We start from the raw sequence: 14090 nt of genomic DNA, 5'->3' as shown, positions 1-14090 counted from the left end.
GACCCAGTGATTTAATGATATAGCCATGATAAGAAACTATCTGAAAACTGCCTGGCGGAACATTGTAAGCAATAAGTTTTACACCGCCATTAACGTGATAGGCCTGACATTTGGCCTTGTAATAGGTTTATTTATGCTGCTTTGGGTGCAGGATGAATTGAGTTTTGACAGGTTTAATAAGCAAAGTGAAAACCTGTACCGTATAGGTATAGTTGGCGGCACTGATGTGAGCAAGCAGATATTTACTGAAATTATAGCGCCGGTAACAACGTTTGCCAAAAACGAGATCCCCGAAGTTAAGGATGGCGCGCGTATCATGAATATAGGTAGCGCATCATTCAGGTACAAGGATAAAATCTTTGAAGAGCCCGGTGTGGCCTTTACCGACCCATCGTATTTCAATGTTTTTAATTTTCCGTTGTTGCAAGGCGATGCTAAGCATCCTTTTCCAGACAACAATTCGATCGTAATAACTGAAAAGATTGCCAGAAAATATTTTGGAGATAATAACCCAATTGGTAAAACCATCACACTTGGCCGTAATGATGTTTTGAATGTTACCGGTGTAGTTGCCAATTATCCAACAAATTCAAGTATAGGTTATAATATACTGTTGCCCTTAAGCCGTTTCAATAATGAGGCCTACGTTAAAAATAGAGCCAGTTATAACGGTACCAGCCGTATCAGCTCAATGGATGCCGACTGGGTTAATTTTAGTTTTGAAACTTATTTATTGCTAAAACCGGGCACCAATCTGCATAAATTAGAAAAACAGCTGCGGGCAATCCACGAGCGTAACAAACCAGATGACGCGCCGGTTCCTTACCTGGCGCAGCCTTTCCTGAAAATGCATTTGTACAAGGCTGACGGCAGTGATGGAGGCATGTCAACTGTGCGTACTTTCGCTATTGTAGCAATCCTGATTTTAGTTATAGCTTGTATAAACTATGTAAACCTTTCAACGGCCAGATCTATGCTGCGCGCCAAAGAGGTTAGCATGCGTAAAATCATTGGCGCAGGTAAAATGCAGCTTTTTTTTCAGTTTATAATTGAAACTACATTGTTGTTTGTTATTGCTACGGCATTTGCCATAACTTTAATGTATGCGCTGATGCCTGCTTATAACCAATTTTCGGGTAAAGAGCTGGAGCTTTCTTTAAATAGCTATCAGATTTGGCTTTATATCATATTAACGCTTGTTGGCACGCTTGTGGCTTCAAGTGTTTATCCTGCACTACTGTTATCATCGTTTGAGCCATTGAAAGCCCTTAAGGGTAAGGTTACTACCGGGATTGGAAACGCCGCCTTTCGCCGGGTGCTGGTTGTTTTGCAGTTTACCGTTTCGATAGTGCTTATTATTGGTACGCTGGTTATAGGAAAACAACTCAGCTTTATCCGTAACAGAGATCTTGGCTACAATAAAGAAAATGTATTGATGTTTGGTATGCAGGATATTAAACCGCACTATGATGCAGCCAAAGCCGAATTACTAAAACAGCCCGGAGTGATGGCCGTTACCCGAAGCAGTAGCAATATTGTTGATTTTGATGGGTGGACAGGCGACAATGACTGGGAAGGCAAGCCTGCAAAAGCAAACCTTATTTTTCATCCCATTTTTGTTGATCAGGATTATATAGGTTTCTTTAAGCTTAAGATAAAAGAAGGGGCGGCATTTACTGGCGCAGTTGCAGATAGCACTCACTTTATAATAAACGAAACTGCTGCGTCGGCAATGGGCTTGAAGGATCCTATCGGCAAGAGCATCAGGATCCAGAGAACGCGGGGAACTATCATAGGTGTGGTAAAAGACTTCAACTATGCTTCCATGCGCAAAAAGATTGAGCCTGCCGTATTATGTTACCGGCCCGATCAGTGTTTCCGCATGTTTATCAAAACAACCGGGGGCGACGCACAAAAAGCTATCGCTGCAGTGCAAAATACCTGGAAACAGTATAATAATGATTTTCCGCTTGAGTATACCTTTCTTGATGAAAACTTTAGCCGTTTATATCGCGTTGAAGAACATACCGGTTCATTGTTCAACGTATTTTCGGCTTTGGCTATTGTGATCTCATGTCTTGGTTTGTTTGGATTGGCAACCTATTCGGCTCAGGTTAAAACGCGCGAAATTGGTATCCGCAAAGTACTTGGTTCAAGTGTTGGCGGCATTATCCGTTTACTGGCCAGCGAATTTGTGCTGCTTATTATTATTTCAATCCTGATAGCGGTGCCGATAGCATGGTATTCGATGAGTAAATGGCTGCAGGATTTCGCTTACAAAATAGATATTACTGTTTGGATATTCCTGCTGGCGGGCGGTGGCGCAACACTAATTGCCCTGGCTACCATCAGCATTCAATCCATAAAAGCCGCGCTGGCAAATCCGGTAGAGAGTTTACGCTCTGAATAATGAGGAAGTCTGAAGTACGGAGTTCTAAGTCAGAAGTAACATTAACTTCACATCCGTACTTCAGACTTATAATAAAATTCAAGTAGTAGATAAAGAGTGACTTCAGATTCTAAACTTCGAACTTCCGACTTAAAATATCGTTCACATCCGTACTGCAAGTGTTCCATTACCGAACGGTTTTAAATTAATTGGTTTTATTTAACTATTTGATTTTTAATAGTTTAAATAATTGGTACAGGTTTTACTATTTTAGATGTATAAACCGTTTACCTATGTTACGTAATTACATCAAAATAGCCTGGAGAAACCTCATCAAACACAAGGTTTTTTCGTTTATCAATATCTTCGGCTTAGCTACCGGTATTGCAGCGTTCTGGCTTATTAGCCTTTATGTGGTTGATGAATGGAGTTACGATCGTTATAACCTTAAGGCCGATCGTATTTTTCGCGTAGTGCAACATGGTACCTGGAATGGCGGCAAATTCAATCTTGCGGTTACATCACCACCTTACGCACCTGCTTTAAAAAATGATTATCCAGAGGTTGAAGATGCAATTCGCATTGATGCTGAAGGTGGCGGCAAAATAACCTATGGTGAAAAACAGATCAACGAAGGTGGGATGTTGTTTACCGATAAAGGCTTCTTTAACCTGTTTACCCATCACTTTTTATCAGGCGATCCCAACGCCGCTTTAAGCAAACCACAAAGTATTGTTCTTACTAAAACCCTTGCCGAGAGACTATTTGGAAATGCTGCTGATGCTCAGGATAAAACGGTGCTCATCGAAAATAGCCCAAATACAGTTACCGGGGTTATTGATGATGTGCCGGTAAATTCTCAGTTTACTTTCAATGCCTTGAGGTCGTTACCCGAGGGTTATACCGATACCTGGGCTAATTCTCATATCTACACCTACGTATTGCTGAAAAACCATGATGATTTTAAAAAGATCCAGGCCGGCTCCAACGCCTTTTTTAACAAATACTTGAAAGGTGCGCTTGGTGCCGTTCAGTTCAGTATGGAGCTGCAACCGTTAACGTCGATTCACCTCAATTCGAATCTCGATTATGAGTTGGGCAGCAACGGCAATATCACTTATGTATATGTATTTGGCGCGGTGGCGTTGCTGATATTGGCCATTGCCGTTATCAATTACGTAAATCTTACCACAGCCCGTTCATCGATACGCATCAAAGAAATTGGTGTACGCAAGGTTATCGGCTCAAGCAAAAAGCAACTGATCATGATGTTCTTTGCCGAATCTGTTTTGTTTACCCTGATAGCCGCGCTCATCGCCTCAGTAATGGTACAATTTCTATTGCCTTACTTTAATCAGCTTTCGGGGAAAAATTTGGTGTTGCTACAGTTTGGTTTCAGCACGACGGTCATCACATTCAGCTTATTTGCTTTGGTAACCGGTGTTTTGAGCGGTTTGTACCCGGCTTTGTTTTTATCCGGTTTCCGGACTATCGCTGCCATGAAAGGCCAGATGGGCAGCCAGACTGCAACTATATTGTTCAGAAAATCATTAGTAGTGTTTCAGTTTGTAATTACCATTGTTATGATAGCCGGCTCATGTATCATTTACAGGCAGTTACATTATGTGATGAATAAGGACCTGGGTTTCAACAAGGCCCAAACCCTTACTTTTCATATCAGCGATAAATCAGCCCGGGGAAAAATAGCCGCTATTAAAAGTCAGCTGCTGCAAAATCCGGCTATTGAGGCTGTAGGTATTGCAGGGAATCCTATAGGTAATAATGATATAGGCTCAGATTATTTTAACATCGGTTCGGATGGAAAAGCCAATTCTGAATCGAAAGTAGTGGAGAACCTGATTATTGATGAAGATTTTATTCCAACCCTGCAGATAAAGCTGGCTAAAGGACGCAATTTTTCTCCGGATATGAGCACCGACAAGCAGGAAGCCATCATTGTAAATCAAACGCTGGTTAACGAGATGGGTTGGAAGGATGCTGTCGGGCGTTCGGTAAGGGTAGGTTTGGATAATAACGGCAACGTGATCAGTCGGAAAATAATTGGCGTAGTTAAAGATTTTAACACCTATTCCCTACAACACAAGGTGGCGCCTATGATGCTGTATCTTCCGTTTACAGCAAATGATGAGGACAATATGTATGTCCGCATCGGCAAAAATAATATCCCCGCAACGCTTGATTACATCAGCAAGATCTATGGCAGGTTTGATATAGAAAATAAGGTTGAATTCCATTTCCTTGATCAAAACTTCGCCAGGCAATACCAATCAGAACAAAAACAGGGTAACATCCTGCTCATATTCACCATACTCGCTATCAGCATAGCCTGCCTCGGCTTATTCGGATTGGTAACCTTTACTGCCGAACAGCGGGTAAAGGAAATAGGTATCAGGAAAGTTTTAGGCGCGAGTGTAACCTCTATAGTTACGCTGTTGTCAAAAGATTTGATGAAACTGGTGCTGATCGCCACCCTGGTAGCGTCGCCGCTGGCCTGGTATGGTATGAGCAAATGGCTGCAAAGCTTTGCTTACCGGGTTGATATTAACTGGTGGATTTTCGCAATAGCCGGCATCCTGGCTGTCATCATTGCTTTTGTAACCGTAAGCATACAATCCGTAAGGGCGGCAAATGCAAACCCGGCTAAGAGCTTAAAAAGTGAGTAGCAGTTTGCAGTGGCAGTAAGCAGTTATGCAACTTAACACCAATGAACTAATGAACAACTGAACCAATGAACCATGTTTAGAAATTACCTTAAAACAGCTTTCCGTACCCTGCGTAAAAACGTGGGGTTTACGGTTATAAATATATTGGGGCTTGCACTTGGGCTTGCTACCTGCCTCCTGATTGTGCTTTATGTAGCCGACGAACTGAGCTACGACCGCTTTAATGAAAAAGCCAACCGCACGTATCGCGTTAACGAAGACCTGAAATTTGGCAACAATAACGTATTATATGCGGTAGCAATGCCACCGTTGGCGCAGGCCTTAAAAACAGATCTGCCGGAAGTGGAAGATGCAACCCGGCTTAAAGCTGCCGGAGGTTTCCACGTTAAAAAAGGAAATGAAAGTATCCTGGAGTATGGTAATGTTTACGCCGACCCGTCGGTGTTTAATGTATTTACCTTGCCAATGATCAATGGCAACTCGGCAACCGCTTTGAAAGAGCCTAACACCGTTGTCATTACCGAATCTATTGCAAAAAAGTACTTTAACGGTACCAATGTCGTAGGTAAAACACTGGCTATTGATAATAACCAATTATTGAAAGTTACAGGGGTGATCAGGGATTTGCCAAAGCAATCGCACTTTCATTTTGATTTTTTTATATCGATGATCACCTGGCCGGATAGCCGGTCCGGCGAATGGTTAAGGAGTGATTATAACACCTACGTGGTTTTAAAACCAGGTACAGATTCCAAATTATTTGAGAAGAAATTATCCGCGTTACTGAAAAAATACAGCGAGGGACAAATGCAAACTGCTTTGCATGTGAATATTGCCGATTTTGAGAAAAGCGGTAGCTATTTCAGGCTTAACCTCACCCCATTAACCGATATCCATTTGCATTCAAATCGTACCGGCGAGTTAGGCAGTAACAGTTCGGTACAGTATGTTTATATATTTTCGGCTATAGCCATATTTATACTGCTTATAGCCGGTATCAACTTTATGAACCTTTCTACAGCTCGTTCTGCCAACAGGGCCCGCGAGGTAGGGGTACGAAAGGTTTTAGGTTCGCCGCGTAAATATTTAATAGCGCAGTTTTTAACCGAATCTGTTATGGTAACGCTGGCCGCGGCTGTTATCGCTTTTTTTGCAGTGCTACTGCTTTTACCGTTGTTTAACCAGGTATCGGGAAAGGAGATGGTTGTTGGCTCGCAAACATTGGCCTGGTTGCTGCCTGCTTTGCTGGTTATTGTGCTGATAGTAGGTTTCGCCGCCGGATCATATCCCGCATTTTTCCTTTCTGCTTTTCAGCCTATTAACGTGTTAAGCGGTAAGCTGGCCGGTGGCTTCAAACGCAGCTGGCTCCGGAGTGTATTGGTTGTTTTCCAGTTTTCCATTTCGATATTCCTGATTATAGGTACTATCGTTATTTATAATCAACTCAACTATATCCAAACTAAAAACCTGGGTTACAACCGTAACCAGGTGCTTGTTATCAATAATGCTTTTGAGTTGGGCAGCCATGCCAAAACCTTTAAAAATGAAGTGAAGCAGATGAATGGCGTAGTTAACGCTACTCTGACCGGCTATTTACCAACCGGAAAAAACAGGGGGACATCTATATTTTACAAAGAAGCGGCGTCTGACCAAAAAACGGCCTTGTTTCCACAAAGCTGGCGGGTAGATGCGGATTATATCAGCACCCTTGGTATGAAGATCTCTGCCGGTCGCGATTTTTCGGCAAACATGCCTACTGATTCAACCGGCCTGGTGATCAATGAAACAGCGGCTAAGTTCCTGAGTTTTACTAATCCGGTTAATAAAATCCTGTACCGTAATATGGATGGCAACAGGGATCATATCAAACCTTATCATATCATAGGCGTAGTAAAAGATTTCAATTTTAACTCACTGCGGGAAAATATCAGTCCGATGATTTTTTTAATGAACGAAGATACCGGCAACCTGAGCGTTAGGGTGAGCACCGCTAATTTACCTGCTCTTATCGACCAGATAAAAACTAAATGGCAGGGCATGACTCAAAGCCAGTTTAGCTATTCCTTTATGGATCAGGATTTTGATGCCAACTATCGCACAGAGCAGCGTACGGGTACCATAGCGATCATATTTACTGTGCTGGCCATTTCAATAGCCTGCCTTGGTTTGTTTGGCTTAGCTGCTTACGCTGCCGAACAGCGCACCAAAGAAATAGGGATCCGTAAAGTACTGGGTGCAAGTGTATCGGCTATAGTAAACACTTTATCAAAAGATTTCATAAAACTGGTGCTGACCTCCATTGCCATAACCACGCCTTTGGCCTGGTACCTGATGAACAAATGGCTGCAGGATTTTGCATACCGCATCAGCATACAATGGTGGGTGCTGGTATTGGCAGGTGCAGGGGCATTGCTGATAGCTGTTGTTACCGTAAGTTTCCAGTCGGTAAAAGCAGCCTTGGCAAACCCGGTTAATAGTTTAAAAAATGAATGATTTTTTAGTCATTGGGTCATTTGCTTCGGGTCATCAAGTCATTGAGTGGCTGATGAGCATTGAAAGATGTAAATGACCTAATGACTCAATGACTTAATGAAATAAACCATGTTTAAAAATTACCTTAAAACCGCTTTCCGCACTTTGAAAAAAAATGTGGGATTTACCGCAATTAATGTTTTTGGTTTAGCTCTTGGGCTGGCTACGTGTTTACTGATTGTATTTTACGTAGTTGATGAACTGAGTTATGACAAGTTCAACACAAAGGCCGATAGAATTTACCGTGCCAATATGCAGATTAAGTTTGGTGGTATCGACCAAACTTATGCGTCCTCACCAGCACCCCTTGGTGCTACTTTTCAAAATGATTACCCAGAGGTTGAACGGGCCTGCCGTTTATTGCAGCGCGGTGGCTACAATGTAAAAAAAGGTAATCAAGTCATCCACGAAAACCGTGTGGTTTTAGCCGACTCAACCTTGTTTGATGTATTTACCTTGCCTATGGTAGGCGGCGACCCAAAAAAGGCGCTGGTTGAACCCCATACTGTAGTAATAACCGAAAGTACAGCCAAGCGTTACTTTAACACCGCGCAGGCAGTAGGGAAAACTTTCACGTTTGATGAAAGGGAGCTTTACAAGGTTACCGGCGTAATCAGGGATTTGCCTAAGCAATCGCATTTTCATTATGATTTTTTCCTGTCGATGGCATCGGCGCAGGAAAGTAAAGAGAATGCCTGGTTCAGCAATAACTTTAATACCTATGTGCTGCTCAAACCGGGTGTAGATGCTAAAAAGTTTGAGGCCAAGTTCCCTGCTTTGATGCGCAAATATGCCGGGCCGCAGTTGCAGGATATTTTGCATCTCAATTTCGATTCGTTTGAAAGTGCAGGTAACAGGTATCAATTGAGCCTTGCGCCATTGAAAGATATTCACCTTAAATCAAACCTCATGTCGGAGCTTGATCATAACGGTAATATCCAGTATGTATACATTTTTGGCGCGGTGGCTATCTTTATATTGCTGATAGCTTGTGTAAACTTCATGAACCTTTCAACTGCCCGCTCGGCAAACCGTGCCCGCGAGGTTGGGGTACGTAAGGTACTCGGCTCAAGGCGCAAATCGCTTATCGCTCAATTCCTGTCAGAATCTATCATGGTAACCTTTTTGGCAACCGTGATAGCAATGCTGATAGCCTATTTCTTGCTACCGGTATTCAATAATATTTCGGGTAAAGCTATGGAGCTTAGCGTTGGCTCATTGGTTTGGCTTGTTCCGGCATTATTGCTTACCGTTTTAGTGATCGGCTTTTTGGCAGGTTCATATCCGGCGTTTTTCCTTTCGGCATTTCAGCCTATCGATGTTTTAAAAGGTAAACTATCATCTGGTTTCAAGGGAGGTATGCTGAGGAGTTCGTTGGTGGTGTTCCAGTTTTTTATCTCTATCACACTAATTATCGGTACACTGGTTATTTATAACCAACTTAAGTATATCCAAAATAAAGATCTCGGCTATAATCGCAGCCAGGTATTGGTTGTGCATGGTGTATATGATCTTGGGGCGCAGAGCAAGGTATTCAGGGACGAAGTAAAACAATTACCTGGGGTAATGGGTGTAACCATGACCGGCTTTTTGCCAACTTCCGATTACCGCAATAGCAGCAGTGTTTTCCAGGAGCGCGCACTCGATCCTAAAAAAGCAGTATTAGCACAAACCTGGGTAGTTGATGACAGTTACCTGTCGACGCTCGGCATCAAGTTAACTAAAGGCCGCAATTTTTCAAGTCTGATGCCAACCGATTCGGCGGCTATGATCGTCAATGAAACCGCGGCAAAACTGATGGGGGTAAAGGATCCACTTAATAAACCTATGTATTTGCCTATGGATAACATGGCCAAAACATTCAAGGAGTATCATATTGTTGGCGTGATCAAGGATTTCAATTTTGCTTCCCTGCGTAACAACGTTACCCCGGTTATATTGATGTATGGAGAAAATACAGGCGCTTTAAGTGTAAAAGTTAATACAGCTAATATTACGGCTTTAATGGGCATGATTAAGGATAAGTGGAAATCCATAAAGTCGGGTAAGGAGTTTGAATATACATTTATGGATGAGGATTTTGATTCATCATACCGTGCTGAGCAACGCATGGGTACTATATTCATCATTTTTACCAGTTTAACCATCATCATTGCTTGTTTAGGCTTATTTGGCCTGGCAGCTTATTCAGCCGAACAACGTACTAAAGAAATAGGGATCCGTAAGGTGCTTGGCGCCAACGTTGCGGCTATTGTAGGCATGCTATCAAAAGACTTTATTAAACTGGTTGCTATAGCTATAGTAATAGCTGTTCCGGTGGCCTGGTTTGCCATGCAGCAGTGGCTTCAGGGTTTTGCCTATCGTCAAAATATACAATGGTGGGTAGTGGTACTGGCCGCGGTTTCGGCAGTGTTGATCGCTTTTATAACTATCAGTTTTCAATCTATCAAAGCGGCATTGGCCAACCCTGTGAGGAGCCTTAAGAATGAGTAGCAATAAGGAATTAGTGGCAGTGGCAGGGTGCAGTAAGTAAGGAGTTTGAGGGATGAGTGGCAGCCTGCAGCGGCAAATGGCAGTGGAGAATTGGTCATTGAGTTATTTACTTCCTGTCATTGGGGCGTTGGTTGCCCTGACTTATTATAAAAATGACTTAATGACCCAATGAAATAATGATATAAAATATGATACGTAATTACTTAAAAACAGCTTGGAGGAACCTTTATCGAAATAAGGCTTTTTCATTGATCCATGTTTTAGGGTTAACCATGGGGATAACCGTTTGCCTGATGATATTCCTGTATATCATGAACGAGTTTAGCGTGGATAATTTTCATAAGCAGGGTAAAAACATATACCGGGTAATGCGTGGTTTTGATAAGTCAAAACCGCCTACTTCATACTTGTCGGGACCTTATGCACCCGCCATGTTGAATGATTATCCGCATGATATCAAGATGGCTGTACGGGTTTCACCGCAGAATAACCTGATATCTTTTGGCGAAAAGTCATTTAACGAAAAGAAGGTTTACGCGGTTGATTCCAATTTTTTCCAGTTGTTCACTTTTCCGCTATTGAGAGGCGATGCAGTTTCAGCCTTGAACAATCCGGGCAGCGTAGTGCTCACCGAAACTACCGCCAAAAAGTATTTCGGCAATATCGATAATGCCATGGGTAAGGTGGTGAAGATGGATAAACACATGCAATTAAAGGTAACCGGTATTGCCAAAGATGTCCCTTCAAATTCGCATCTTGATTTTGATTTGGTGGTGCCGATATCCAATTATACCCATGACCCCAATTTTAATGTTTGGATCAATAACGGCTTGTTTGTTTACCTGTTGCTGAACGAACATAGTAGCCCGGCCAGGTTAGAAAGCCGCTTTCCTCAATTTATGGAGAAATATATGGGGAAAGATATGGAGCGTTTTGGCGCCAAATTTAACCTGAGCCTAAGACCTTTTAAAGATATTTATTTTGAAAATGCCTCATCGTTTGATGCGGTGAAACACGGCGATAAAATGGTTGTGTTTATTTTTATTTCGATAGCAGTGCTGATCATGATCATCGCCTGTATCAACTTTATGAACCTCGCCACCATCCGCGCGGTTGAACGATCAAAAGAGGTTGGTATGCGTAAGGTATTGGGCGCTTTGCGAAATCATTTAGTATGGCAATTTATCGGCGAGTCGTTGTTGCTGGCACTCATTTCGTGTGCGCTTTCGATAGGTTTGCTTTTTCTGCTGATGCCATCATACAATAGTCTGTTGGGTTATGCTCTTACCGTATCATGGAACAGCGCGCCAATTTACCTGTTTCTTTTAGCCGTTATTTTATTTGTGGGTTTCCTGGCCGGAAGTTACCCTGCTATATTCATGTCTGCGTTTTCGCCTATTGAGGCTTTAAAAGGAAAGCTTAAGCTGGGTAAAGGCGGAGCTTTCTTCAGACAATCGCTGGTGGTATTCCAGTTTAGTATTTCGGTATTACTGATCATTGGTACCATCGTGATCGTTAACCAGATGCGGTATGTCAAAAACAAATCGCTGGGGTATGACAAGGAACAAACCGTTATCGTAAAAATTGACAATAACGACATCTATGATCACAAGCAAACATTTAAACATCAGCTGCAAAACTCAGATTATGTAAAATCGGTATCCCTGATGTCGGGCGAACCGGGTGGTTTTTTTGATATGCAGGGTTTTGAGGTTGAAGGACAGCACGAAACATTCAAGTCCAGATCGGAATTTGCCGATTTTGAATACGTAAAAACGTTTGGACTGAAGATCGTTGCCGGCAGGGATTTCTCGCCACAGTTTGCAACTGATACCACCAACTCGGTATTGATTAACCGCACGGCGGCTAAAGAGCTTGGTTTTACGCCGCAACAGGCCATCGGCAAATGGGTTAGAAACACAGTGCGCGATAATAATCGCCGGACAATCATTGGCGTAGTGGAAGATTTTAACTTCCTTTCGCTTAAAGAAAATATGGACGCCCTTATCATATCTCCAAGCGAAGACAGGCGTGTAGCCGTTATTAAATTAAAGCCTGGAAATATACAGGCGGGCTTGACGGCCATCAAAAACACTTATGCGGAAGTCGCACCGATCTATCCGTTTGAGTTCAGCTTTCTTGATCAGCAATTTGATACCACATACCGCAATGATATCAGGCAGCAAACCATGTTAAGTATATTTTCTGGGCTGGCAATCTTTATAGCCTGTTTAGGTTTGTTTGGTTTGGCTTCGTTTACCGCAGCTAAACGTACTAAAGAGATCGGCGTTCGTAAAGTGTTAGGATCATCGGTACAAAATATCCTCATCCTGATATCTAAAGACCTCCTGAAACCGGTTTTGTTAGCTACAGTAATTGCTATCCCCTTAGGATACTATTGCATGGATAAATGGCTGCAGAGTTTCGCTTATAAAACACCCTTACACTGGTGGATTTTTGCTTTGGCGGCTTTACTTACATTTGTAATAGCGGTGGTTACCATCAGCTTCCAGTCGCTTAAAGCGGCGTTGGCAAATCCTATCAGGAGTTTGAGAAGCGAATGATTTTTAGTCATTGAGTTATTAGCTTCGCGTCATTATGTCATTGAATGGTAGTCAGCTAATGACTCAATGACTACGTAGTAATGACCCAACCTTATTCCCCGAGCCCGTGTCCTCACGGGCTTTTTTGTGCTCCATGATGATAAAATTATTTTCACCGTCATGCAACGTATCAGCTAATGGCTTGGTCTTGTATATATAAACCAAATGTCATTATTATGAAAAAGTATTTACTTGTGTTGTTCATTGCCTGTGCAGGCGGCAGCGCTTTTGCTCAAAATAACCAGAAAACACCATATTTAACCAAATCGTTATCCGGCCAGTCAATTAAGGATGTGTTTGTTAATACATCGGGTGGTAGTATCACTGTTAGCGGTGCGTCTGGCGAAGAACCAAGGGTTGAGGTTTTTATACAGGGCAATAACGGCAATGGCGACTTGCCGAAGGAAGAGATCAAAAAACGACTTGACGAGAATTACGATTTAAGTATCGACGTTAATGGTGGTGAGCTTCACGCTAAGGCTAAAACCAAAAAAGATAACAATTGGGACTGGAAAAGGTCATTGAGCATATCTTTCCGCGTGTATGTACCCGGTAATGTGGCAACCAATCTAAACACCAGTGGCGGCAGCATCCATTTGGACAATCTGACCGGAGTACAGCAATTTGAAACCAGCGGTGGCAGTCTGCATATGGATAAAATTACCGGTACTATCAAGGGCCGTACCTCAGGCGGCAGCATTCACGTAAGCGATTCAAAAGAAAATATCGACCTGCAAACTTCTGGCGGCAGCATTGAAGCCCGCAATTGCATGGGGCATATCAGGCTGGAAACATCGGGTGGTTCATTGCACCTGGATGGCTTAAAAGGCGATATCAAAGCAACTACCAGTGGTGGTAGCATCAGCGGTAACAAAATCGATGGCGATTTCATTACAGGCACCTCAGGCGGTAGCATTAACCTTACCGATTTGTCATGCAGCCTTGATGCTTCTACAAGTGCGGGTAGCTTCCATGCTCAGTTCGTGAGCGTAGGCAAATCAGTGAAAATTGATGTAAGCTCGGGCCATGTTGATCTGCAATTACCATCAAAACAAGGCCTGAACCTTGATATACGCGCCGATAAGATCGAAACTAATCTTGGTGATAGTTTTTCAGGAAATAAAGATAAAGAACGGGTAGAGGGCAAACTTAATGGCGGCGGCTCATTAGTTGAAGTACGCGGCAGCAACAGGGTTAATCTTACTGTAAATTAATAAGGATAACAATCATATTGTAAAGGCCTGTTACTTAAATTAGTAACAGGCCTTTTGTATTAACCGGAGTGTATCATAACCGTACACATGGTGTTCCGTCTTCGTACAGTTTGGGTTTGAAATAAATTGCAACTTATTGATAGTTAGGTGATTTGTTTATTGGTATACATTTTAA

Annotated in this window: 6 protein-coding genes; all 6 read left to right on the top strand. The window is 42.5% G+C overall.

The genetic code is table 11. The features are described from left to right. The first annotated feature begins 25 nt into the window (after positions 1-25). Positions 26-2410, top strand: coding sequence for an ABC transporter permease (locus DUL71_RS10415; protein WP_114938017.1), 2385 nt, complete (start codon positions 26-28; stop codon positions 2408-2410). A gap of 272 nt (positions 2411-2682) precedes the next feature. Then, positions 2683-5073, top strand: a complete 2391-nt coding sequence (locus DUL71_RS10410; protein ID WP_114938016.1) for an ABC transporter permease — start codon at positions 2683-2685, stop codon at positions 5071-5073. 72 nt (positions 5074-5145) lie between these two features. Beyond that, positions 5146-7566: an ABC transporter permease gene (locus DUL71_RS10405; RefSeq protein ID WP_114938015.1), complete on the top strand. Its 2421-nt coding sequence runs from the start codon at positions 5146-5148 to the stop codon at positions 7564-7566. A 108-nt stretch (positions 7567-7674) separates the two neighbouring features. Next, positions 7675-10098 (top strand): ABC transporter permease, encoded by a 2424-nt coding sequence (locus tag DUL71_RS10400; RefSeq protein ID WP_114938014.1) that lies wholly within the window; start codon positions 7675-7677, stop codon positions 10096-10098. Positions 10099-10286: 188 nt separating this feature from the next. After that, positions 10287-12662 (top strand): ABC transporter permease, encoded by a 2376-nt coding sequence (locus DUL71_RS10395; protein WP_114938013.1) that lies wholly within the window; start codon positions 10287-10289, stop codon positions 12660-12662. A gap of 215 nt (positions 12663-12877) precedes the next feature. Then, positions 12878-13915 (top strand): DUF4097 family beta strand repeat-containing protein, encoded by a 1038-nt coding sequence (locus DUL71_RS10390; protein WP_114938012.1) that lies wholly within the window; start codon positions 12878-12880, stop codon positions 13913-13915. Positions 13916-14090 lie beyond the last annotated feature (175 nt).

The sequence above is a fragment of the Mucilaginibacter endophyticus genome (assembly GCF_003351025.1).
Classification (GTDB): Bacteria; Bacteroidota; Bacteroidia; order Sphingobacteriales; family Sphingobacteriaceae; genus Mucilaginibacter; species Mucilaginibacter endophyticus.
This window is presented reverse-complemented; position numbering and strand designations above follow the sequence as displayed.